The organism is Pseudomonas sp. SJZ080 (assembly GCF_007828295.1).
In the GTDB taxonomy this organism is placed as follows: Bacteria; Pseudomonadota; Gammaproteobacteria; order Pseudomonadales; family Pseudomonadaceae; genus Aquipseudomonas; species Aquipseudomonas migulae_A.
This window is the reverse complement of the sequence record NZ_VIUK01000007.1, coordinates 136605-161802: the sequence shown is the minus strand read 5'-3', so window position 1 is coordinate 161802 and position 25198 is coordinate 136605. Positions and strand designations below refer to the sequence as shown.

Sequence of the window (25198 nt, the reverse complement as noted above, 5' to 3'; positions counted from 1 at the left end):
GGTTCATCAAAAGAGATCACAAGCATCATTAATCATCGTTTTACATGATCCGGTGCCAGGCATAGGTTGAAGGTGCAAATACCCCGCAGCCAGTGGCAAATCGAGTCTTCGAATTGAGGCTGTGGAACAACAATAAACGCTTCCACTGCAACACGGAGTCAACGTGAACCATGCAATCGAATCAGCCAGAATTCGCAACCATCCCCGGTATCAGGAATTGGTCTCACGGCAGCGAAGATTCGTCGCCTGTCTTGTTGCCGCAACCCTCGTTCCTTACTTCACTTTCATCCTTATCGCCGCGTTCGCACCGTACCTGCTGGCGCAGAAGCTCTCCGCGACCAGCATCATCAACATAGGCTGGCCGCTCGGCGTCGCCTTCATCGTCGGGGCCTGGTTGTTCACGGGTCTTTACATCCTTCGGGCCAATGGCGAGTTCGACGCACTCACTGCAGAAATTCGCGAAGGAGCCATCGTATGAAACCTCTCTTTCGCTTCCTCATCGCGCCTGCTCTCCTGAGCGCGGCAGCTACGTGTGCCTCGGCCGCCGAGACCTTGCAGGCGGTTGAAAAACAACCCCTCAACATCACCGCCATTGCGATGTTCCTCGTCTTCGTGCTGACGACGTTGGGCATCACTTACTGGGCGGCCAACAAGACTAAATCGATGGACGATTTCTACAACGCCGGTGGCGGCATCACCGGCTTTCAGAACGGTCTGGCGCTGGCCGGGGACTACATGTCGGCGGCGGCGTTACTGGGTGTCACCAGCATGATTTTCTTCAACGGCTTCGATGGGGTGCTGTACTCGATCAGTTTCTTCGTCGCCTGGCCATTGCTGTTGTTCCTGTTTGCCGAGCGCATCCGCAATCTGGGGCGGATCACGCTCTCGGACATTGCATCGTTTCGACTCGATCAAAACCGCATTCGCACCCTGACGGCCTTCGGTTCGTTGACCGTGGTCTGCTTTTATCTGGTGGTTCAGATGGTAGGCGCGGGGCAGTTGATCCAGCTGCTGTTCGGTCTTCCCTACAATTATGCGGTGATTGCTGTCGGGTTGTTGATGGCGGTCTACGTCACGTTTGGCGGGATGGTCGCCACCACGTGGGTGCAGATCATCAAGGCCGGATTGTTGTTGGTGGGCGGAACCTTGCTGGCGGTGCTGGCATTGAGCAAGTTCGGGTTCTCCTTCGAGCAGTTGTTCAAGCAAGCGGTGGCCGCTCATCACGATGGCGAGCTGATCCTGTTGCCGAGCAAACTGGTGGCCGACCCGTTGGCGCTGATCTCGCTGTCCCTTGGCCTGGTGTTCGGCACCGCCGGATTGCCGCATATCCTCATGCGCTTTTTTACCGTGCCGGATGCGCGGCAAGCGCGTAAATCGGTGTTTATCGCGACGGGTTTCATCGGTTTCTTCTACCTGATCGTTGCGGTGCTCGGGCTGGCGGCCATCGTGATTGTCGGACGCGATCCGGCGTTCTACGAGTCCGGCATTCTGGGTGGCAAGCTCATCGGCGGTGGCAACATGCCGGTGATGCACCTGGCCAAGGCCGTTGGCGGTGACCTGTTACTGGGCTTCATCTCTGCCGTTGCGTTCGCCACGATCCTCGCGGTGGTCTCCGGACTGACGATGGCGGGGACTTCGGCGATTTCCCATGACCTCTACGTCATGGTCTTCAAGAAAGGTCGGGCCGAAGCGAAGGACGAGCGACGTGTGTCGCGGATCGCTTCGGTTGGCATCGGCATCGTTGCGGTCGTGTTGGGCATCCTGTTCAAGGACCAGAACATCGCCTTCCTGGTGGCGCTGACGTTTGGCGTGGCGGCCTCGGTCAACTTCCCGATCCTCGCGCTTTCGATGTACTGGAAAGGGCTGACGACACGCGGGGCGTTGATCGGTGGGATTGCCGGACTGGTGAGCTCGGTCAGCCTGGTGATTCTCTCGCCGGCGGTGTGGGTCAAGGTGTTGGGCAATCCCGAGGCGATTTTCCCCTTCGACTATCCGGCGATCATTTCGATGAACGTGGCGTTCTTCTTTACCTGGCTCGGCTCCGTCACCGATCGCAGCGGCGAGGCCGTGCTGGAGCGGGAGCGTTTCGATGACCAGCTCATCCGTGCCCAGACCGGCCTCGGGGCATCGCAGGCGGTCAACCATTAGGGCTCGGTTCGTACACTTTCCTATCCTGATTTGCGCACTCTGCCAAAGGAGTCTGCCATGCAACTTCGAGACAATGGCTTAAGGTTTTCACCCATTACCGTGGCGCTGCACTGGGTCGTGGCGCTGTCGCTGCTGACGATTTTCGGTTTGCAGCTGATGATCGGCCAGGCCTCCAGCGACGCGGTACGGATGCCGTTGGCCCAGCTTCAAAACCTGGTCGGGCTGATTCTGTTTCTGGTGTCGGTCTATCGATTCTGGGCCAGGATCACCTCTTACCATCCGCTGCCCGTGGGCACGCCCAACCCCATCGAGGTCATCATCAGCCGTTCGGTTGCGGTGGCACTCGCCCTGGCGATGGTGCTGCTGCCAATTGCGGTCTGGGCTTCCCGGTCGGCGGGCGGCGAGGCAGTGGTTTTGCCGGGAGGATTCGCCATTCCGATGCTCTTGCCCACGCACGCCGGGCTCAAGCATGTCGTCGATGTGCTGTTCGATATCGGTGCCTCGGCGTTCCTTGCCGGCCTGGCCTTGCATGTCTTTGGTGCGGTCAAGAATCACTTTCTCCTGAAGAACAACACGCTCAAGCGGATGCTTGGAAAACATGTGGAGCTGTGAGTCATGAACGAAGCCAGATTCGATTTTGCAGGAAACGCCATCACTCAACTCTGCGGCGTGAAGTACCCGATCTTTCTTGGTGGCATGGCAGCCATTTCCGGCCCTCAGCTCGTTGCGGCGGTGGCCAATGCCGGGGGGATGGGCGTGCTGGGTGGTTTGCGCCTGCCGCCGCTGACCTTGCGCCGGTGGATACAGGAAACCCGCGCACTGACCGACAAACCGTTTGGTGTGAACCTGGTTCCGCAGTTCGGCGGCCCTGACGTATTCGAAGCGCAGTTTCAGGTGGTGCTTGAAGAAAGGCCGCGACTGCTTTCACTGTTTTACGCCGAGGCCTATTCCGCCGACATGATTCCCCGCGCGAAGGACGCGGGGCTGACGGTCATGGTGCAAGTGGGGTCAGTGGAACTGGCCAGAATTGCCATTGCGCAAGGTGCCGACATTCTTGTGGCACAGGGCAGCGAAAGTGGTGGTCATCTGAATCGGGGCACCATTGGCATCATGCCGTTGTTGTCCTCGATCCTGCGTGTTTCGGAAGGGCGACCGGTCCTGGCGGCGGGCGGCATTGTGGCGGGCGACGATGTCCGGGCGCTGATGTCGCTCGGTGCGTCAGGGGTGGTGGTGGGCACGGCGTTTATTGCCACCGACGAGTCGAATGCACACCCGCTCTACAAGCAAAAGATCGTTGAAGCGACGACGGATGACACCGAGTACCGGACCGGTTATTCGTTCGGCTGGACCTACGGCACGCCTCATCGGGTGATTCCCAATCGGGACAAGTGGAACCTGCTGCGCTTCATCGGTGGCGGCGCCCGGGCGATCGACAAACCGCGGATGGCTAAAAAGCTGTCGCTGTACGCGGGGCAGGGGGTGGGCAAGATTCACAGTGTCGTCCCCGCGGCCGAGCGCGTGGCGGAGCTTGCCTTAGGCTTGCCGACAACACCGGGTTTACTGTCGGTGCAGGAGAGCGGCGCCGTGACAGGACGATTCCTGCAGGAGGAGAGAAGGTCACTCGGCTGGCAGTGAGCCGAAACTCGAACAACCTGTAGGAGCGAAGCGTGCTCGCGAAGGCGGCGGTACATTCAGCGTCAATGTTGACTGTCCTGACGCTTTCGCGAGCACGCTTTGCTCCTACAGTGGTCGTTTGTCGATGCAGACATATTACGCCGTGGCCGGCCGGGCGATCTGGTCTTGTGCCAGGCCGATGAACGCGCTCATGGCCGAGGTGATCATCGTGTCGTTTCGGCGGATGAAGACGGTCGAGACGTTGGCGAATTCCGGCGGTAGCGCGTGGCAGCGAATGGCATGGCGCACACTGCAATTTTCGGCGATGGCCTTGGGCAGCAACGTCACGCCCATGCCGGCGGCAACGCACGACAGGATGCCGTCGAGGGTGCCCAGTTCCATGATCTGGTTGGGAACCAGCCCGACCTGATAAAACCAGTTTTCCAGGGTTGAGCGGTAGAAGCAGCCCGTGCGGAAGACCAGTACGGTTTGCTGGGGGATTTTCTCGATCAGTGCGGGCAGCGACGGGAACTGGTTACTGCTGACCAGCACCAGTTCTTCCTGGAAAACCTCTTCCTGGGTCAACGCCGAGTTCTGGTGGAAACCGCCGACGAATGCGCCGTCGAGTCGATGCGCTTCAATCGCCTTGATCAGTTCGGAAGTGGTGCCGGTCAACAGCGACAGCTGAACCTCGGGGTATTTCTCGCGGTACTTCGTCAGCACTTGCGGCAAGCGGATGGCGGCGGTGGTTTCCATCGAGCCCAACCGCAGCAGGCCCGCCGGAATGCCGGTGTCCATCAGGGCGCTGCGACTCTCTTCCGTCAGTTGCAGGATGCGCCGTGCATACCCGAGGAAGGTCTGGCCCGCCGAGGTGAGCACCACCCCGGACTTTTTGCGGATGAACAGTTCCCGGTTCAGTTCGGCTTCCAGTTCCTTCACCCGCATGGTGACGTTGGACTGCACCGTATTCACATTGACGGCGGCCGCTGTGAAGCTGCCAAGCTCGGCAACCGCGCAGAAAATCTTCAGTTGGCGCATTTCCATGATCATTGCCACCTATCATAAAAAGTGATGAATAGCATCACGAGTCATCATTTTACGGGCTTTGTCGACGGTTAGTAAAGTCAACAAAACAGACGAATGAGCGCGGCCGGACGATGAACCTGACTTCAATAATTGACCATGTCTTTGCCGGCGGCATGGGCGTCCTGAAGCCCGAGGGGCAGCGTTCGGGCATCTTCAAACAACGACGCTCCGGCCCCGCTCGCGTGGAGCTCCAGGGGATTGTCGGTGATGAACACGCCGATCGCCGGGTTCACGGCGGTCCGGAAAAAGCGGTACATCACTATGCGGCAGAAAACTATCAGCGCCTGGCGCAGGCCTTCGCGCAGTGCGCCCCTGAACTGATCCCGGGCAGCCTCGGGGAAAACATTTCAGCGTTCGGGCTCTCTGAGCGAAACGTGCACATCGGCGACGTGTTCCGGGTGGGCAGTGCGGTGTTGCAAGTCTCTCAGCCACGCAGCCCGTGCTGGAAAATCAATCATCGTTTTGACGCCGAGCGCATGTCGATGCATGTCGCCAAAGAGCGCATCACCGGTTGGTATTACCGGGTTCTTCAGCCGGGCTTTGTCGAGGCCGGGGACCCGATTGAACTGCTGGAGCGGCAAACGCAGCGATTTTCCATCGATGAGTTCTGGCAGGTGCAGCTGTCGCACCGGCCGGTGATCGACGATCTGCTCGCGCTGGCTGACACCGGTGGTTTGGCCGAGGACTGGAAGCGGCGGCTGTCGGAGCGGGCGAAGTGGCTGCAAAAAGCGGTGAAGAACGAATAGCCGTACATGCACCCGGGTAACAGTGCATTCACCATTTGTGATCTACAGGATCATTAATCATCATTTTACATGATTCTAAGGCTGGCCTACTTTGACCCTGAGGCGCGCCGACAGGACCGCCTGGCATTCCCGAACAACAAAAAGAGATGGCTCTTATCCACCACCAGGGGACACCCGCCATGAGCACCCAGCCAGCAGACATCGCACATTACATTCACGGCCGCGTGACACACGGTTCTTCAGGCCGTACGCAGAACGTCACCAACCCCGCCCTCGGTTCCGTCATCGGCAAAGTGGCGCTCGCCAATGCCGCTGAAGTCGACGCGGCGGTGAAGTCGGCAGCGCAAGCTTTTCCGGCCTGGTCGGCGCTGCCGCCATTGCGTCGGGCACGCATCATGTTCAAGTTCCTGGCGTTGCTCAACGAGCACCGCGACACCCTGGCGCGCATGATCACTGCCGAGCATGGCAAGGTCTTCACCGATGCCCAGGGTGAAGTGACGCGCGGCATCGAGGTCGTCGAGTTCGCCTGCGGCATCCCGCAATTGCTCAAGGGTGACTACACCGAGCAGGTTTCCACCAACATCGACAACTGGACCATGCGCCAACCGCTGGGCGTGGTAGCCGGCATCACCCCGTTCAATTTTCCGGTGATGGTGCCGATGTGGATGTTCCCGGTGGCCATCGCCTGCGGCAACACCTTCGTGCTCAAGCCGAGCCCGATCGACCCGTCGCCCTCGTTGCTGATCGCCGAACTGTTCAAGGAAGCCGGGCTGCCCGATGGCGTGTTCAACGTCGTGCAGGGCGACAAAGAAGCGGTGGATGCGCTGATCGATCACCCGGACGTCAAGGCCGTGAGCTTTGTCGGATCGACGCCGATCGCCAATTACATCTACGAAACGGGCGCCCGCCACGGCAAGCGTGTACAGGCGCTCGGCGGCGCGAAGAATCACATGGTGGTGATGCCGGACGCCGACATCGACCAAGTGGTGGACGCGCTGATCGGCGCGGCATTCGGCTCCGCCGGCGAGCGTTGCATGGCGATCTCGGTGGCGGTTTTTGTCGGGGATGTCGCCGACAAGGTGATGCCAAAACTGGTGGAACGCACCCGTGCGCTCAAAGTCCTCGAAGGCATGAACCTGGCCGCAGAGATGGGCCCGATCGTGTCGCAAGTGGCTTTGCAGCGCATCACCGGGTACATCGAACAAGGCATCCAGGAAGGCGCAGAACTGCTGGTCGACGGTCGTGGTTTTGACGGCGCTCAGGCCGGCGCGAACTGTGCCGAAGGGTTCTGGCTCGGTGGCACAGTGTTCGACCATGTCACGCCCGAGATGAAAATCTACAAGGAGGAAATCTTCGGCCCGGTGCTGGCGTGCATGCGCGTCAAGGATTTTGCCGAAGCGGTCAATCTGGTCAACGCCCACGAGTTCGGCAACGGCACCGCCTGCTACACACGTGACGGCCACATCGCCCGTGAATTTGCCAGCCGCATTCAGGTGGGCATGGTTGGCATCAACGTGCCGATTCCGGTGCCGATGGCGTGGCACGGCTTCGGCGGCTGGAAGCGTTCGCTGTTCGGCGACACACACGCCTATGGCGAAGAGGGCGTGCGCTTCTACACCAAGCAGAAATCGATCATGCAGCGCTGGCCGAACAGCATCGCCAAGGGCGCTGAGTTCGCCATGCCGACGTCCAAGTAATACGGTTTTCTGCTCCACAGGTTTGGGGGTGGATGACGTGTTGGCACGGGCTGTCACGGCATCTTTTTTCCCAGGGGGAGCGAACTGCTCGCTCCCGGTTTTTTCGCACAGGTGAACCGCTATGCCATTGCTCAAGTTCGACATCATCCAGGGGCGCAATGACGAGCAGCTCAAGACTCTTCTGGATGCGACCCATCAGGCGATGGTCGAGGCCTTTGAAGTGCCCGCCAGCGATCGCTACCAATGCGTCACTCAACATCGTCCCGGTGAGTTGGTGCTGCACGACACGGGATTGGGTTACACGCGTTCGGCCAATGTACTGTTGCTGACGGTGATTTCTCGACCGCGTTCACAAGGGCAGAAGACAGCGTTCTACCGTTTACTGGCCGAGAGGCTACGTGCCGATTGCGGCTTGTCACCCGATGACCTGATTGTTTCGCTGGTGGAAAACGCCGATGCGGACTGGTCCTTCGGACGTGGACGGGCGCAGTTCCTGACCGGCGAACTGTAGCGCCGGGCAGCGCCGAGTGATCAGGCGCCATCGTTTTTACTCCCATTCATCACGTACAGGTGCTGTCATGTCCAATCCACTGCTGTCCCTTTTGAACATTCAACTGCCGATCCTTCAATCCCCCATGGTGGGCGTTTCCACGCCCAGGCTCGCGGCAGCCGTGTCGAGTGCCGGTGGCCTGGGGTCCATCGGCATTGGGGCGAGCAACGTCGAGCAGGCGCGGGCCATGATTCGAGAGACGGCGGCTCTGACGGACAAACCCTTCAATGTGAACCTGTTCTGCCACGCACCAGCCATCCATGACAGCGCCCGAGAGACGCAGTGGCTGAATGTTCTGGCGCCGTTTTTTGCCGAATTCGACGCGGTTGCGCCTGCCGCGCTGCGGGAGATCTACACCTCGTTCGTCGAAGACTTGGACATGCTGCAGATGCTGCTGGAAGAAAAACCGGCAGTGGTCAGCTTCCATTTTGGATTGCCCCCACAATCGGCAATCGATGCGCTCAAGGACGCCGGCATCATCCTCTTGTGCTCTGTGACGAACCTGGCCGAAGCGCAGCTGGCGGAGCACGCCGGCGTGCATGCACTGGTGGCTCAAGGTTATGAAGCCGGCGGGCACCGCGGGGTATTCGACCCACAGCAGGACACCGAAATGGGCACGTTTGCGCTGGTGCGTGTGTTGACCAGCGCTTGCCGCCTGCCGGTGATTGCAGCAGGCGGGATCATGGACGGCACAGGCATCAAGGCGGTCATGCAACTGGGCGCGAGTGCCGCGCAGTTGGGCACGGCATTTATTCTCTGCCCTGAATCCTCGGCCAACAGCGCCTACCGTGAGGCCTTGAAGGGGCCGCGCGCGCATCAGACCAAAGTCACCAGCGTGATTTCCGGCCGTCCTGCCCGCGGCATGGTCAATCGCAACTTCACCCTCCTTGCGACGGCTGCCACGGCACTGCCCGATTATCCGCTGACTTATGACGCCAACAAGGCACTCAACGCCGCTGCGACCGCGCAGGCAAACACCGATTTTGCCGTGCAATGGGCCGGGCAGGGCGCACCACTGGCGCGTGAACTGCCGGCCGCGGCGCTGGTGAATCTGCTGGTGGCGGAAATGAAAGCCTGACTTGAGACACTTCGTCCTTGATCGATCCAAAGGATCGGCCCGATCACCGAGTGAGTAGCCCCAAGCAATGTGCCACAATTGCATTCGTCGCAGCATTACGATCAGGCGGATGAAATGGATGGCCTTGGATTGCGGTACGAAACGGAGGAGTTAATCGTAAGTCAGGTGCACACGGACCGATTGCACCAGCTGTTCCGCCAGTCGGTCTCGGCGGTTTTCGGAAGTTTTCTCGCGGTGTTGATGCTGTGCTGGCTGTGCTGGGAACGTTTTGACCACACGGTCGTTGCGTGGTGGATAGCCGTGCTGGCAGCGTCGTCGATGTTGCGGATTTTGATGTTCATCGCCTACTTCCGCAGCCCCACCAGTGAACGCACCCCTGAGCGCTGGGAGCGCACGTATTGGGTCACGCTCGTATTGTCCGCCGGTATCTGGGGTGCAGGTGCACTCGCGGTGATTCCGGGCGATGACCTGTTGGCCCAGGCGCTGGTCATGCTGTTTTGCGTCGGGATGTCGGTCAGTGCAGTGTCCTGTTACTCGGCCTATCGCTACATGACGATCGTGTCCATTTCCCTGGTGTTGTTTCCTTGTACGATCTGGCTGTTGTTTCAAGCCTCATCCCTGCAGGTCGGCATGGGGGTAGCGGTTCTGGTGTTCGCCTCCTTTGTGTTCAGTGCGACGCGCAACCTGTCCGATGCGTTGGAAACCGCTTTTCGCCTGACCCGTGAAATGGAGCAGGCGCACAGTGTTTCCACGCGTGCCGCCCAGACCGATGAACTCACGGGCCTGATGAACCGCCGGGCTTTTTTCGAGCACGCGCAGCATCTATATAGCCACTGCAAGAACAACCAGTTGCCGCTGTGTGCCGTGATGCTGGACATGGATCACTTCAAACACATCAATGACACCTACGGGCATCAGGTCGGGGATCAGGTGCTGCGGCAAATGGGCGTGGTCATCAGCCGCTCGTTTCGCGAAACCGACGTTTACGGACGGTTGGGCGGGGAGGAGTTCGCTGTCCTGCTGCCGGACACCTCGATCGAGGTCGCGCAGCACATTGCCGAGGAACTCATCCAGTCGATCGCCGGCCTGATGACCGGGCCGGTCCATCGCATCTCGGCCAGCGTCGGTGTTGCGTCAATGAATGCCGAAGATAACGATCTGCACAGTTTGATGAACAATGCGGACAAGGCGCTGTATCGAGCCAAGGCGCGCGGGCGCAATCAGGTCGCCGTGTCTGAATAGGCCGGCAGGCGGTCAGGCGTCTTCCCGGTAGCGTCCAGGCGTCATGCCGAACCAGCGGATGCAGGCTTTGTGAAAGCTGCTCTGATCGCGGAAACCCAGCAGCGCGCCGATGTACTTCACACTTCGCGCCGAGTTGCGCAAGAAGTTATGCGCGAGCATCAATCGCGCTTCATCCTGCAGTGCCGAGAAGTGCATGCCTTCATTGCTCAAGCGCCGTTGCAGGCTGCGTGCACTCACGCCGGCAGCCTGGGCGATCCGGTTGAGGTCGCTGGGCACGCCTTGGGCCAGCCGCTCGGAAAGCACCCGTCGAACACGCTCGGTCATTGAGCCGTTGAGCAGCAGGTTCAAGCGTGTGCGCGCGTATTCGACATGCAGGACATCCAGTGCCGGATCGGCCGTTGGCAGTGCAATCGAGCAGTCGTCGAGGCTGAACGTCAGGCTGTTGTAAGACGCGCCGAATGACAGGTTGCTGCCGAGCAAGTGCTCCAGCCGGGAGGTGTCCGCTGGTTTGGGGTACGTAAAGGTCGCTGCCACGGGATGCGGCTTGCGCTGGGGCAACAGCCAGTGGACCAGTCCCACGATTTGCGCGGCGCCCGCATCGATGAAGGGGCGGGGTGTCAGGGACGGCTGGGCGCTGATGTCGAAACCGATCAGTTTCAGCGCCGTCGCTTCCTGGTCCAGGCACATGTAAAAGCCATTGCAGATCAGCGATTGATAATCCACCAGGCGTTGTAGCGCGGCGCCCAGCGTGGCGCAGGACATCACGGCGTAACCGAGTACTTCCAGATTCGCCGGGTGCGCGCGGGCATAGGCCAGCAGGCCGATATCCGGGTTGCCGGTGCGCCTGGCCGCTTCAGCCATCACCTTATAGACCAGCTCCAGCCTGACGCCGTTGGGGTTTGCCCAGACCTCCTCGTGGCTGCTGTCGAACGCTTTGAGCAAGGTTTCTACGTTGGCGCCGGCGTCGGTCAAGACGTCGGCGAGCACCCGAAAACCGGTGCTGGTCATTCTGTGCATGATTCTTCCCGGCGTAATGGCTAATTGATGTCTCGCAAGCCGGCGCATGATCGCAATAAACAAATGGTCACAGTCGATTAACACAACCGACATGTTTCCAAGGACAAGCGAAAGGTATCCGGGAACACTTCCTGACCGGTCGGGGAGCGTCGATTATGGCCGGCAGTCAACGCTGCAGTTGCAGGAGCGCCCGCTTGGCGTAGCCATACTCACCCGGCGGCAGGACGCCGCTTTGTCTACGGATGTGACATGCACAGAGTCAAAAATTTTTACAATGAACTGGCGCAGGGCAAGTTGGTGTTGGCGTTTCAGCCGGTCGTCTGGTTGCCCGACAGCCGCCGGGTGCTGTACCAGGAGGGGCTGTTGCGGCATATCGATGCACGGGGAGAAGGGGTCTATCCCTTCGCCATGCTGGAACAACATCAATTGATGCGTGAGCTGGACCGCAGCGTGGTGAACTGCGTGATTGAACGCTTGCTGCAAAACGAACACCTGCGGCTGGGCTGCAACATCTCCGCGCAAAGCGCTATCGTCGACCACTACTGGCAACCGATCCTCATGCAATTGCGCGACGCCCCTTCGGTGGCCGCGCGACTGGTGCTGGAGGTGACCGAAAGCGCCACGCCGCCAAGCACCTCGGCGGCGATCGAATTCGTGTTGTGCCTGCGCGAACTGGGGTGCCGGGTGGCCATCGATGATTTTGGTGCGGGCCTGGGCACGCTGGAATTCATCCGCCAGACCCGGCCGGACATCGTCAAGATCGATCAAGGCTACCTCCAGCGCGCACGCCTGGAGACCAACAACGCCCAGACCCTCGGTCATCTCGTGCAGCTGTGCAAAACGCTGGCGCCGTGCGTGATCGTCGAGGGGATTGAATCCGAAGCCGATCGTGCCCTCGCCACGGCTTGCGGTAGTGAGTGGGGGCAGGGTTACCTGTTTGGCCGTCCGCAGATCGATGCACTGGGGACGCTGTGCCAGCTGCAACCCGGGTCGTCATAACGCAGCACGATGCAACGAATGCTACATCATGGCCTCATATGAAAACGAGCAGTGCCTTTGGTGCAGAAGGGCGGATGCCATTTTTTCATGACGAGAGGTGATTGTTTCCATGACGGCAGCTGAGAAAAACCATGTGGACTGGCTGGTCGAACAATCGATGCTGCAGGCCGCAAGACAACGGGCCAAGCTCTATTCGGGGCAAGGCCGATTGTGGCAACAGCCCTACGCGCATACCCGGCCCCGTGACGCCTCGGCCCTCGCTTCGGTGTGGTTCACCGCGTACCCGGCGTCCATCGTCACCCGTGAAAATGGCACGGTGCTGGAGGCCCTGGGGGACGAAACCTTATGGCACGCCTTGTCGAGAATCGGTATCCAGGGCATTCACAACGGTCCGCTGAAAAGGTCGGGTGGCCTTTCGGGCACCCAACACACGCCCACCATTGACGGCAACTTTGACCGCATCAGTTTCGACATCGACCCGCAGCTGGGCACCGAGGCGCAGCTGCAAGCGTTGGTGCGCATGGCCGCCGCGCACAATGCGGTAATCATCGACGACGTCATCCCGTCGCACACCGGCAAAGGCGCGGACTTTCGCCTGGCCGAGATGGCCTACGAAGACTATCCAGGGCTCTACCACATGGTGGAAATCCGCGAGGAGGACTGGCCGCTGCTGCCCGATGTCATCGCGGGGCGCGACGCGCAGAACCTCAGCCCGCAGCAGGTCGATGTGTTGCGCGACAAGCACTACATCGTCGGTCAGTTGCAGCGGGTGATCTTCTTCGAGCCCGGAGTCAAGGAAACCGACTGGAGCGCGACACCGGTGGTGATCGGGGTCGACGGCAAACCGCGTCGCTGGGTTTACCTGCATTACTTCAAGGAAGGGCAGCCGTCGCTGAACTGGCTGGACCCGACCTTCGCCGCACAGCAGATGATCATCGGCGACGCACTGCACGCCATCGACGTGATGGGGGCGAAAATCCTGCGTCTGGACGCCAACGGTTTTCTCGGCGTTGAACGCAAGCTCGATGGCACCGCCTGGTCGGAAAGTCATCCCTTGTCGATCACCGGCAACCAGTTGCTGGCCGGGGCAATTCGCAAGGCGGGCGGTTTCAGTTTTCAGGAACTGAACCTGACCGTTGACGATATCGCCGCCATGTCCCACGGCGGGGCCGATCTTTCCTATGACTTCATCACCCGACCCGCTTACCAGCATGCGTTGCTGATGGGCGATACCGAATTCCTGCGCTTGATGCTGCGCCAGATGCACACCCTGGGCATCGACCCGGGCTCGCTGATCCACGCCTTGCAGAACCATGACGAACTGACCCTCGAACTGGTGCATTTCTGGACGCTGCACGCCCATGACACTTTCCTCTATCAGGGCCAGACCTTCCCCGGCAACATCTTGCGCGAGCACATTCGCGAGCAGATGTACGAACGCCTGGCCGGCGAACACGCACCGTATAACCTGAAATTCGTCACCAACGGCGTGTCCTGCACCACCGCCAGCATCATCACGGCAGCGCTGGGGATTCGTGACCTCGATGCCATTACCGCAACGGATATCCAGCAGATCCGCCAGATTCATGTGCTGCTGGTGATGTACAACGCGATGCAACCGGGCGTGTTCGCGTTGTCGGGGTGGGATCTCGTCGGTGCACTGCCGTTGCCGGCAGAGCAGGTCGCACATTTGATGCTCGATGGCGACACGCGCTGGATTCATCGCGGCGCCTACGATCTTGTTGATCTCAATCCGGAAGCGGAGCTGTCGGAAGGTCAGATGCCGCGCCCGAAAACGCTTTACGGCAGCCTGACCAGTCAACTGAAAGACCATGACTCCTTTGCCTCGCAGCTGAAGCGAATCCTGGCGGCGCGCCGTTCCTATGATATTGCCGCGAGCCGTCAGATCCTGATCCCGGATGTCGAGCATCCGGGGTTGCTGATCATGGTCCACGAACTGCCGGCCGGCAAAGGCACCCAGATCACCGCGCTGAACTTCGGTTCCACAGCGATCACCGAGACCCTGCACCTGCCCAATATTGCGCCGGGGCCGGTGGTCGACATCATCAATGAACGGGTCGAGGGTGATCTCACGCCTGAAGGGGAGTTCACGATTACGCTGGATGCTTATGAAGGGTTGGCGCTGCGGGTGGTTAGTAGCTCTCCGATGATCTAGTCCTCCCAGGGCGATGTGGCGCGCGTATGAACGACGCGCCACCTCGCCGGTTTTGCTCTGATCCATTTCTCCTTTCGCTTCGAGTCGATAATCCCTCTGTTGCTGGCTGGCGCCAATAAGAAAAATTGACGTCAGAATAGTGGCCATCTAATATCGCGCCACTATTTTGCTATCGCCTTCCGTTTCGAGGGATCGAACATGTACTCACCCGCCCTCGTGGCGAGGTTGTGCCTGGCTTTGCTGTGCCTTTCTCCGCTGAACCTCGCTCATGCCGCCCCCACGCCCGGGGAAACCGACCTCATCCGTGAACGCCAGGATCGCCTGCTCGAAGAACAACGTCGGCGTCTCGAAGAACTCAAGGAATTGCCCGGCAAGGCAGCCAAACCGGTCCAGCCCGCGGCACCTGTCGATACCCGTTGTTTCCCCATCAAGGACATCGAACTCAAGGGCGCCGACAGTCTCTCGGACAGCGATAAAAATCGCCTGCTCAAGCCTTACATCGGCCAGTGCCTGGGCGTCGCCCAACTCAATGAGTTGCTGAAAGTCATCACCAACCACTACATCGAAAAAGGCCTGGTCACCAGTCGCGCCTATTTGCCGCAACAGGATTTGTCCGGCGGGCATCTGCAGGTGCTGGTGGTCGAGGGAAAACTGGAAGGACTGAAGGGCACGGACGGGAGCCAATTGTCGGACCGTGAACTGGCGATGGCTTTCCCCGGCAAGACCGGCGAACTGGTCAACCTGCGCGAAATCGAGCAAATGGTCGATCAGCTCAACCGCTTGCCCTCGAATCAGGCACAGATGGAGTTGGCGCCCGGCCAGAACGTCGGTGGCAGCGAAATCCTGGTCAAGAACACGCCGCAAAAGCCTTGGCGCGTCGGGTTATCGCGCAGCAACGATGGCCAGCGCAGCACTGGCGAGCAGCAGTGGCGCACGACGCTGGACTGGGACAGCCCGCTGGGGTTGGCCGATCAGTTGATGTTGCGCGGCGGTGGCGATGTGATGACCGATCACCAGCACACCTCCAACAACGCAACGCTGTATTACAGTCTGCCGTGGGGTTGGTGGAACTTCAGTTACACCTACACCCAGAACGAGTACCGCACGCAGCTTGTCGCCAACGATTACCCCTTCAAGCTGACCGGCGACACCGAAAACCATCAGCTGCGTGCCGAGCGGGTGATTCACCGCGACGCCGTAAGCAGGACCTCGCTCAGCCTCGGCGTCGCCTACCTGCGCAGCAACAACTTCATCGAAGACAACAAGCTCAAGTTCAGCAGTAACCGCCTCAGCGAAATGCAGTACGGCATCAACCACGGACGCCGGATCGGCAGCGCGTACGTCAACTTCGACCTGGGCATGCAGGACGGCATCGGTGCATTCGACGCCCAGGGCAATGACCATCCCGCCCCCGGCGAGCCGGATGCGCGTTACCGCAAATACATGGCCGTTGCGTCCTACTTGCAGCCGTTCAAGGTGTGGGGCGAGTCCTTCAGTTTCACCAGCCTGATGACCGGCCAGCGCAGTGAAGATGTGCTGTTCAGCCCGTCGCGCACCAGCCTCGGCGGGCAGTCGTCGATCCGTGGCTACAAGGATCAGTCCCTGTCCGGCGACAGCGGCGGTTACTGGCGCAACGACCTGCGCTGGAGCCGTCCGGTGACGGCGGAATGGCTGCGCCCGGTATTTGCCGAGTACGGCACCAGCCTCGGTTATGACCAGGGCGTGATCCGCGGCGATCGTTACAACGACGATCAGCACGGGCGCATGTCCAGCAACTCGCTGGAGCTGTTTGCCCGTGGTCAGCATGTCGCCGCCAGCGTGACGTTTGCCCATTCCCTCGAACGCCCGGACACCCTGACCGAGCGTGAAGCGCCGATCTATTTCCGCGTGGATTTCTTCCTCTGATTTCGCTGCATCGAGACCTTTCACATGGACGTTCGCCACTACGCTTTCCTCGCTCGCCAGCCCTCTGCCACCGTGAAAACCCGCGAGTACTTCTGGGGCCTGCCCAATCGCGGAGTGGCGTTCCTGTTGGCCAACGTCATGTTCTGGCAACCGCTATGGGCCCAGGCCGACGGCATCGTGGTCGCCACGCCTGGCACCACGCTGGACCATGCCGGCAACGGCGTGCAGATCGTCAACATCGCCACCCCGAATAGCAGCGGCCTGTCGCACAACCAGTTCCACGACTACAACGTCAGCGCCCAGGGGCTGATCCTCAATAACGGATCGGTGCAGACCTCGCTCACGCAACTGGGCGGCATCATCATCGGCAACCCGCACCTGAAAAACAGCGGTTCGGCGCAGACGATCCTCAACGAAGTCATCGGCGGCAGCCCGAGCCAGTTGCGCGGCTACACCGAAGTGGCGGGGCAGTCGGCGCGGGTCATCGTCGCCAACCCCTACGGCATCACCTGCAACGGCTGCGGCTTTATCAACACCCCGCGCGTGACCTTGACCACCGGCAAACCGGTGCTCGATGGCAGCGGTCGCGTCGATCGTTTTCAGGTGGATCAGGGCAGCATCGCCATCGAAGGGAGCGGGCTCAACGCGAGCAACATCGACCAGTTCGATCTGATCACCCGCTCGGCGAAGATCAACGCCAACCTCTATGCGAAAAAACTCACCGTCATAACCGGTCGCAACGATGTTGATGCCACTAGCCTGGCGGTCCAGGCCCGAGCTGCTGATGGTTCGCCTGCGCCAACTCTGGCGATCGACAGTAGCGCGCTCGGCGGCATGTATGCCGGCACCATCCGGCTGGTGGGCACCGAGCAGGGCGTGGGTGTCAGACTCAACGGAGAAATGGCGGCCAGTGCAGGGGATTTCAGCATCGACGCCAACGGCAAACTGACACTGGCGACCACTGCTGCCAGCGGTGCCGTGACGGTCAAGGCTCAAAGCGTGCAGGCGGATGGCGCGGTCTACGCCGGCACTGACTTGAATATCACGGCCAGTGAAGACCTGTTCAATCAGAAGAGCATCGCTGCAGGCGGCAAAGTGATGCTGGCCAGTAACGGTCAGTTGACCAACCTCGGCATTATTGAAGCGGGGGTCAACGCCGACAACACCCATAACACTGCCGGCGATGTGCAAATCGACGCGAAAAACCTGCGCAACGCGGGCCAGGTCGCCGCTTCCCGTAACCTCACCGTCAACGTCGAAAAAGAGCTGGATAATCGAAAGGGCGTTATGGGCGGTAGTGTCACTAAAGTGACCGCCGGCGAAGGGCTCGATAACAGCGAAGGCACCCTTCAATCGAAATCCGGCCTGGTGGTCAGTGGCAAGGCACTGGTCAACCAGAAGGGCTCGATGCTCGGTAAAACGGTCACCGTCACTGGCAGCAGCCTTGATAACCGCAAGGGGTTGATCGGTGCCAGTACCGACACTGCCAAGGTGACAATCGCCGACCGGCTCGACAACACCGAAGGTACGCTCCAGGCTGAAACCGGCCTGATGGTCAGCGGCACCAAGGTGATCAATCAGAATGGCGCGATGCTCGGCAAGTCAGTCACCGTTACCGGTACTGAGCTCGATAACAGCCAGAAGGGCCGAATCGTTGCTGACAGTGGCGCCTTGACGGTGACGGTCGACCAAACCCTCAACAACCAGCAGGGGCGACTGCAAGCCACCGTCGGCGATGTTGCACTCATGGCGGGCAGCATCGATAACCGTGCGGGTGTCGTGGTCGGTGACAAAGTGAAAGTCACCAGTGCACTGGGCAACTTGGACAACCGCGCAGGCCAGGTGCTTGGCAGCCGCCTGGAGCTCGCCGCCAAAACCAGTATTGATAACCGTGACGAAGGTCAATTGCTTGCGGGCAGTGACGGTCTGAAACTGACGACCAGACTGCTGCAGAACCAGCGAGGCAGCATTCTCGCCGGTGGCAGTCATGCCGATCTCGATCTGACTCAGGGCCGCCTGGATAATCAGGCGGGCGACATCAGCGCCAGCAGCGTGAAGCTGACCGCGGCCGATGTCGACAACAGTGGTGGCAGCCTCGCCAGCCTGGCGGGCAACCTGCAACTGACGGTGGATCGCTTGACCAACCAGGGAGGGCTGATCGAAGCCAGCCAAAAGCTGCAGCTTGATGGGCAGAGCCTGGACAACAGCGCGGGTGGACGTCTGCTCGCACACCTCGGCGATTCAAGTCGAATCAACCTGCAGGGTGATCTGGATAACCGTGGCGGACGCATTGCCATCGGCAGCGACGATTTTGTCTTGAAAACCGGCACCTTGCGCAACAGTACCGGACAGATCGAACACGCCGCCAGCGGCCAGTTCAGCCTGAATTCGGCGAGCCTGATCGGCGCTCAAGGCCGCTTGGTTGGCCTCGGCACTGGCGACTGGCATATCACCAGTGTCGACGGAATTGGCCTTTGGCACACCAACGGTGCGTTGGATATCAGCGGCCTGCAAAGTATTGCCCTGCAAGCCGGTGAGCGCATTTCCAGCGCCAGCAGCCTGCGCCTGGACGCGGCGAGCCTGAGCAATGCCGGCGAGTTGATCAGTGACGGCGACCTCACCCTGAAACTGTCCGGCAATCTGACGAACCAAGGGCTGATTTCGACCAAACAGGCATTGAAAATCAATGCGGCCAATCTGACCCAGAATGGCGGTCGAATCGCCAGTGGCGGCAACGCTGGACTGACCTTGGGTGGCACGCTCGACAACCTTGGCCGGCTGACCTCCAGCACAAGCCTGAGCATCGCTGCCGACCGTATCGACAACAGCGGCACCCTGGGTGCGCAGCAGTCACTCAACCTCACCGCAACCCGGGACATTAACAACCGGGCTGACAGTCTGATCTTCAGCGGCGCCGACATGACCCTGCGCGCCGATAGCCTGCTCAACCGCTATGCCGACTTCTACAGCAAAGGCAAATTCAGCTTCGCGGCTATCAATGGCGGCAAGGCCAGTCAGTTGAGCAACCTCTCCGGCAGTATCGAAAGCGCGAGTGACATCGACATCAAGGTGAGCGAGCTGAACAATGCCAAGGCCGAGTTCGAAGCCAGCGATACCATCGCCAGCCGTCGCATCGTCATTAACTGCACCGATTGCAGCGGCGATACGCATTCCGGCTATTACATCGTCCGTACCCTTTACGAAGGCAGCATCCTCAAGGACTCACCAGCATCCCGCCTTCTGGCTAACCAGGACCTGTTGCTTGACGCCGTCACCGTCACCAACGGCCAGAGCCTGCTGGCCGCCAACCGGCACGCGACCATTAACGCCAGCAACTTTTACAACCGCGGTTTCACTCTCGACAATCGCGAAGAGAACATCAGTTACTTCCTCGCCGGCGTCAGCCAGGGTACCTACCGGGTTACCGAGCGCGCCACCAACGCCTGGAACGCCAGCAACGCGGGGCGGGCAATCGCCGATCAGGATCCGATTCCGACGGAGGTCACCAAGTACCCTGTCGCGAACACCACCAACACCATCATGCCGGGCAACAACACCACCCATGCCGGCACCGTGCAGGCGGGTGGCACGCTGAGACTGAACATCAGTGGCGAGCTGGTCAACGGCAGCCTCACCGATCAGGGCAATGCCCAACTTATCGGTGCCACTCTGGACAGCCAGGCCTATGGCGCCGGCGGCCAGCAGGTGATCCTCGCAAGCCCGGTCGGCAGCCCGGGCCCTTTGAAGGACGTCAAACGCATCGAGACCGTAGGCGCCGACGGCCGTGCGCAGCTCAGCTTCGTCCCGATCGATTTCAGCGGTGCGCCTTTCGTTAGCGTCGATCCGACTGCTCTACCGAGTTTCCGTCTCCCGCAAGGCGATTACGGCCTGTTCACTCAGAGTCGAAACCCGGCCAACAAATACCTGATCGAAACCAACCCTTCGCTTGTCGATCTCGCGAAATTCATGAGTTCCGATTACCTGCTTGGCAATCTCGGTTATGACCCCGACGAGGCCGTGCGCCGACTGGGCGACGGCCGCTACGAGACCCGACTGATTGCCGACGCCGTTCGCGCCCAGACCGGCCAGCGCTTTCTGGCCGACGGCCTGAACAGTGACTACGAACAGTTTCAATACCTGATGGATAACGCCGTCGCCAGCAAGGACGCGTTGAACCTGAGTGTCGGTGTCGCTCTGACCTCGCAGCAGGTTGCGGCCTTGACCCATGACTTGGTCTGGATGGAGGAACGGGTCGTTGACGGCCAGACCGTGTTGGTGCCGGTGCTTTATCTGGCCAAGGTCGATTCACGCAATCTGCGGGGCGGCAGCCTGATTCAGGGACGGGATCTGGAAATGATCACGGGTGGCGATCTGAAAAACGTCGGGACGTTGCGCGCCAGCGAAGACCTCAGCGCATTGAGCGGTGGCAGCATCTTCCAGGGCGGCCTGGCCCAGGCCAACGCCAATCTGGCCCTGCTTGCGCAAGACAGCATCCGCAACGCGCTGGCTGGGGAAATCCGCGCCGATAAGGTCAACCTCACCAGCCTGACGGGCGATATCACCAACGACCGAACAGCCACCGCGTTCAACATTGGCGCGGGCAGCGACACTCAGGTCGATGCGGGCAGCAGCATCAGCGCCGGGTCCAGACTAACCATTAACGCCGCCCATGATTTGACGAACAAGGGCCAGATCAGCAGTGGTGGAAATGCCACCTTGACCGCTGGCAATGACATCAACCTGCTCGCCGTAGAAGACCGGACTGTCACTCGTGACGCGCTGCGTCGCGGAATGCGCACGGAAGAAACCATCACACAATTGGGCTCCAGCGTTACCGCAGCGGGGGAGCTGATCCTGGATGCCGGCCGTGACATCAACGTCGTGGGCAGCAAGGCAAGTGCCGAGGGGGATTTGAAGGCCACCGCCGATCGGGACATCAACCTGATGTCCGTCGCGGACGAACACAACCTTGAGAGCCGTTACAAGAAGGGCGACAAAAAGGTCCATGAGATCGATAACCAGAGTCGGCAGGTCTCCAGCGAATTCAGTGCGGGTGGAAACCTTGATGTTGACGCGGGACGCGATGTCACCCTGCTGGCAAGCAACCTGAACGCGGGCAACGAAGCCTACGTTTACGCCGGCAATAACCTCAACCTGCTTGCCGCCGAAAACAGCGATTACACGCTGTATGACATGCAGAAAAAAGGCTCCTTCGGCGCGAAGAAAACCCAGCGCGACGAAGTCACCGATGTGAAATCTGTCGGCAGTCAAATCACCACGGGTGGCGACCTGACGCTGGCGAGCGGTGGGGATCAGTTGTATCAGGGCGCGAAACTCACCAGTGGCAAGAACATCACGCTGGACAGTGGCGGGGCGATCACCTTTGAAGCGGTGAAGGACTCGCACCAGGAAAGCCACGACAAGAGCAGCAACAGCTGGGCGTGGACCAGCATGGAGAACAAAGGCCAGGTTGATGAAACGCTGCGGCAAAGCCAGTTTTTTGCCAAAGGCCAGACCTTGATCAAAGCGGTTGACGGACTGCACATCGATATCAAGGAGGTCAACCAGCAAAGCGTGAGCCAGACAATTGATGCCATGGTCCAGGCCGACCCTGGCATGGCCTGGCTCAAAGAAGCTGAAGCGCGCGGCGATGTGGACTGGCGCCAGGTTAAAGAGCTGCATGACAGTTGGGATGAAAGTCATTCCGGGTTGGGTGGCCCGGCGATGATCATCATTGTCATCCTCGTTACCTACTTCACGGCGGGCGCGGCCTCCAGTTTCGTGGCCTCTGCGGCCAACGCAGGGGCGGGCAGCGCATTCGCAGCCGGTGCTGCAGCAACTGCAACGTCGCAAGCTGTCGCCGCTGGCTGGGCAAACGCTGCTCTGACAGCAATCATGACCTCTGCCGCCAGTACAGCCGCAGTCAGCACGATCAACAATAAAGGCAATCTCGGTGCGGCCTTCAAGGAAACGTTCAGCGCCGAGAGCATGAAAAACTACATCGTGGCCGGCGCCGTGGCAGGCCTTGCCACCGGTATTTTCAACGACTGGACCAGCACCAAGGCGGATCCAGGCGTCGCGCTGACTGATTCCACCAAGGGTGTTTTGGCTAACACGGGCAAAGTGGTCACTGCCAATCCCGGTGGATTGAGTAGCCTGGAAGGTATCGCTCAGTTCACCGCAAACCAGGCCCTGCAAAACAGCACTTCCGCACTACTCAACAAGGCACTGGGTCGCGACGGCAGCCTGGGTGATGCCTTGCAAAGCAGTCTGGTGAATGCGTTTGCTGCCTACGGTTTCAACCTGGTCGGTGATATGGGCAACTATTACCAGCTGCCAGACGGTGAACTCGCCAAAATCGGCCTGCACGCCGTGATGGGTGGTTTGGCCTCGCTCGCTGCGGGCGGTGATTTCAAGACGGGGGCGCTGGCGGCCGGAGTCAACGAAGCCCTGGTCGGTAAGTTGGCTTCGGCCTATGCCGGCATGTCCAAGGAGGACAGGGATCGACTGTTGGCCATGAACTCGCAACTGATTGGCGTGCTGGCGACTGCTGTTCAAGACCCTGATGCCGATAACAAAAAGCTGCAAATCGGGTCGTGGGTCGCACAGAACGGAACCCTGTACAACCGTCAGCTTCACGCCGATGAGCAAGACTGGATCAAGGCACATGCCAAAGAGTTTGCCGAGAAAAATGGCATCAGTGAAGGCGAGGCCATGGAGCGCCTGAGCCAGCAAGCGCTCAAGGATGTCGACTTCATGTGGCGATCCATTCTCACGGATGGCGACGACAGTGCGGCGCAAGCCTTCTTGAGCAATTCCGGGCAGACATTCACCAATGATCTCGGCGGACAACAAGCGCTGTTCACCGCAAAAGGCCAACAGCTGTTCCGGCCGGAAATGTTTGCGGATACAGCCGATCCGAAGTTCTACCAACAGTTTGTTCAAAGCGGTGTGAGCCGTGAGCTGAGCGCAGGCTTGCGCAAAGAACTGAAGGACTCTGGCGTCGAGATAAAAAATGGCGCTGTAGATCTCGCAAAAGTAGCCTACGAGCATCCCGATGTTGTACTGGACGGCTTGTGGGAAGGCGCCAAGGGCATTCCGCAAAGCGTGGTGGATGGGTTCGTGGAGAGCGGTCATGCCATTGGAGAAGGCGCCGCCGTCAACTTAAATGAGGACCTGACCAAGAAACTGAACACCATCTACGGACAGGATGTTCATACCGCTCAAACCACGTTGCTGGCCATTCGAACGCTCCTCGCCGTCTCTGGCGCGGGGAGCGCAGCGAAGGCCGGTGGCAAGCTGACGGAAAAGGCCGCCGAGGCTATCGGTAAAAAACTGGATGAGGTCATAGACAGCCTGGCGGAGCAGGCCTTCATAAAAAGTGGAGGCATTGTTGATAATAAAGGCAACGCGCTGCTCGACCTGAAATCCCTCAGCAATGATCAGAAACGAGTCCTTGGTGAGGTGTTCGGTGAAGCGACGGTGCGCAATATAGTGCCTGAAGGCGAAAAACTGGCGAGAATGCAGGGGGCGGGCGAGACCGGTATTGACGACTTGTTTCGGGTCAATCGTCCGGATGTAGATTATGTGGTGATCGAATACAAGTTTGTCGGTGACCCCAAGAAAGGTGGTAATTCGAGCCTGATAAACACGAGCGATGGCAAACAGGCGAGTGAAAGCTGGACGCTGGGCTCCGGGCGGTTGGAAAAGGCCGTGGGAGAGCAGCATGCATCTGACATCATGCGTTCCATTGATGCTGGTCGCACTGAAACGTGGGTTGTGCGGACAGGGGCAGATGGAGCAACCGAGATCCAGGTGCTCGATTCTTTAGGCAAGCCAAAGCCCATTGATACGTCAAAAATTTTGGCCTCAAAAACAAATCTTTCAGGAGCAAAGCCATGATCCGGGACTCAATGGCCGGGGAAGGATATTGGGATAAATGGACAAGACACAGCCAGGAAAATATTGCGAAAAATCTTGAGCAGCTTAAAAGCCCATCGGGAAACCCGGTGTATCGGCCCCAGTTTGTCTGGGATACGTCCAGGGACGTTTTGCGTCTGATGCTCCGGCGCTACTCCCAAGGCGATTCTGTTTCCGGGATCGGTCAGTTGTTCCCCCAACTCCTCGATACCTGGGTGTTGTCGAATGACCTGGCGGATGGCGTGTGTGCCGAACACAATCTGAAAACCTGCCGTGACTGGGTATTCGACCTGTCCGACCTCAACCACTATATCTGGTGCTTTTGGGTGGTTGGGCTGGCGCTCGTCCTGCACATTCCTGACGATCAGTGGAACCGACTGCTGGCCCTCATTGGTGGAGAAGGCGACGACATCTTGCTGGATCGAATAATCGCCAGTCGCCAGCCATCGCGCGTCATTGGCGATGTTCTCCTGCATCAAAAACCCTATGCCCGATTGTTCAAGGCCATCGATGCGCCGAAGGAACAACAAGCCCTTCTTCTGCAAGCGTTCGTCGACAATTGGTACCCGGAACTCAACCGACGCGGCAAGCAGCAACCATGGTGGTACTTCTACGGTGATCCTGAAAAGCACCCACTGGAAACGGGCAGCTACTTTGGACGTTGGTGCGTCGAGGCTGTTGCAGCCGTCGAGGCTTTCAAGCTGGATGACAGTCTTTGTTTGGGGCATCCACATTATCCAGGTGATTTGCTGCACCCCAATGGCCCGAGCACGCACAGGCCGCAGCCAAAAAGCAAAAAGCCGCGAAGTTGGCGCGAGTTCTTTGGGATCTAGCAAATAAAGCGGCACGGCTCACGGGGAAATGATCATCTTCGGTTGCACCCCAACACGCCTACCGGCCAGACAAACATTCCTGACGTTCCCTGTCACTTGTTCGCCAAATCGTGAAACAGGTGCTGGGGGCGCATTGCCACATAAAAAAACAAGAACTCCTGCGCGCAAATGCAGCCATAGCCTTAAG

Annotated in this window: 16 protein-coding genes; 14 read left to right on the top strand and 2 right to left on the bottom strand. The window is 59.6% G+C overall.

The window, feature by feature from the left end:
- The first annotated feature begins 163 nt into the window (after positions 1 to 163).
- From FBY04_RS12445 to FBY04_RS12430, 4 genes are read left to right on the top strand one after another with little or no spacing between them, the layout of a single operon-like run.
- The gene (locus tag FBY04_RS12445) at positions 164 to 478 is read left to right on the top strand and encodes a DUF485 domain-containing protein (protein WP_145315386.1); all 315 of its coding nucleotides are present in this window, start codon (positions 164 to 166) and stop codon (positions 476 to 478) included.
- A complete protein-coding gene (gene actP, locus FBY04_RS12440) occupies positions 475 to 2148 on the top strand; it encodes a cation/acetate symporter ActP (RefSeq protein ID WP_145315385.1) in 1674 nt (557 codons plus the stop codon). The genes FBY04_RS12445 and actP overlap by 4 nt, the downstream gene beginning before the upstream one ends.
- Positions 2149 to 2205: 57 nt before the next feature.
- The gene (locus FBY04_RS12435; RefSeq protein ID WP_084322223.1) at positions 2206 to 2760 is read left to right on the top strand and encodes a cytochrome b; all 555 of its coding nucleotides are present in this window, start codon (positions 2206 to 2208) and stop codon (positions 2758 to 2760) included.
- A 3-nt stretch (positions 2761 to 2763) separates the two neighbouring features.
- On the top strand, positions 2764 to 3783 hold the full coding sequence (locus FBY04_RS12430) for a nitronate monooxygenase family protein (protein WP_084322224.1): 1020 nt from the start codon (positions 2764 to 2766) through the stop codon (positions 3781 to 3783).
- A gap of 135 nt (positions 3784 to 3918) precedes the next feature.
- Here FBY04_RS12430 and FBY04_RS12425 read toward each other — a convergent pair whose 3' ends face one another.
- A complete protein-coding gene (locus FBY04_RS12425; protein ID WP_084322253.1) occupies positions 3919 to 4806 on the bottom strand; it encodes a LysR family transcriptional regulator in 888 nt (295 codons plus the stop codon).
- 113 nt (positions 4807 to 4919) lie between these two features.
- Here FBY04_RS12425 and FBY04_RS12420 point away from each other — a divergent pair, with 113 nt between their 5' ends.
- From FBY04_RS12420 to FBY04_RS12400, 5 genes are all read left to right on the top strand, one after another.
- Positions 4920 to 5594 carry an MOSC domain-containing protein gene (locus tag FBY04_RS12420; RefSeq protein WP_145315384.1) on the top strand — a complete coding sequence of 225 codons (675 nt, stop codon included), beginning with the start codon at positions 4920 to 4922 and terminating at the stop codon, positions 5592 to 5594.
- A 179-nt stretch (positions 5595 to 5773) separates the two neighbouring features.
- Positions 5774 to 7291 carry a CoA-acylating methylmalonate-semialdehyde dehydrogenase gene (locus tag FBY04_RS12415; RefSeq protein WP_145315383.1) on the top strand — a complete coding sequence of 506 codons (1518 nt, stop codon included), beginning with the start codon at positions 5774 to 5776 and terminating at the stop codon, positions 7289 to 7291.
- Between the two features lie 121 nt (positions 7292 to 7412).
- Positions 7413 to 7802: a tautomerase family protein gene (locus FBY04_RS12410; protein ID WP_145315382.1), complete on the top strand. Its 390-nt coding sequence runs from the start codon at positions 7413 to 7415 to the stop codon at positions 7800 to 7802.
- A gap of 67 nt (positions 7803 to 7869) precedes the next feature.
- The gene (locus FBY04_RS12405) at positions 7870 to 8919 is read left to right on the top strand and encodes a nitronate monooxygenase family protein (RefSeq protein ID WP_145315381.1); all 1050 of its coding nucleotides are present in this window, start codon (positions 7870 to 7872) and stop codon (positions 8917 to 8919) included.
- A gap of 114 nt (positions 8920 to 9033) precedes the next feature.
- Entirely contained in the window at positions 9034 to 10161 is a 1128-nt protein-coding gene (locus tag FBY04_RS12400) for a diguanylate cyclase (protein WP_084322254.1), read from the top strand.
- A 12-nt stretch (positions 10162 to 10173) separates the two neighbouring features.
- Here FBY04_RS12400 and FBY04_RS12395 read toward each other — a convergent pair whose 3' ends face one another.
- Complete coding sequence (locus FBY04_RS12395; RefSeq protein ID WP_145315380.1) at positions 10174 to 11178, bottom strand: AraC family transcriptional regulator; 1005 nt, start codon at positions 11176 to 11178, stop codon at positions 10174 to 10176.
- A 249-nt stretch (positions 11179 to 11427) separates the two neighbouring features.
- Between FBY04_RS12395 and FBY04_RS12390 the strand changes: the two genes are divergently transcribed.
- The 5 genes from FBY04_RS12390 (at position 11428) to FBY04_RS12370 (ending at position 25011) form a co-directional block, all read left to right on the top strand.
- Positions 11428 to 12177 carry an EAL domain-containing protein gene (locus tag FBY04_RS12390; protein WP_084322230.1) on the top strand — a complete coding sequence of 250 codons (750 nt, stop codon included), beginning with the start codon at positions 11428 to 11430 and terminating at the stop codon, positions 12175 to 12177.
- A gap of 109 nt (positions 12178 to 12286) precedes the next feature.
- Positions 12287 to 14353 (top strand): maltose alpha-D-glucosyltransferase, encoded by a 2067-nt coding sequence (treS, locus tag FBY04_RS12385; RefSeq protein ID WP_145315379.1) that lies wholly within the window; start codon positions 12287 to 12289, stop codon positions 14351 to 14353.
- 198 nt (positions 14354 to 14551) lie between these two features.
- Positions 14552 to 16258, top strand: coding sequence for a ShlB/FhaC/HecB family hemolysin secretion/activation protein (locus FBY04_RS12380; RefSeq protein ID WP_145315378.1), 1707 nt, complete (start codon positions 14552 to 14554; stop codon positions 16256 to 16258).
- Positions 16259 to 16282: 24 nt separating this feature from the next.
- Positions 16283 to 24160 carry a DUF637 domain-containing protein gene (locus FBY04_RS12375; protein WP_145315377.1) on the top strand — a complete coding sequence of 2626 codons (7878 nt, stop codon included), beginning with the start codon at positions 16283 to 16285 and terminating at the stop codon, positions 24158 to 24160.
- Complete coding sequence (locus FBY04_RS12370; protein ID WP_145315376.1) at positions 24157 to 25011, top strand: PoNe immunity protein domain-containing protein; 855 nt, start codon at positions 24157 to 24159, stop codon at positions 25009 to 25011. Before FBY04_RS12375 ends, FBY04_RS12370 begins: the two co-directional genes overlap by 4 nt.
- Positions 25012 to 25198 lie beyond the last annotated feature (187 nt).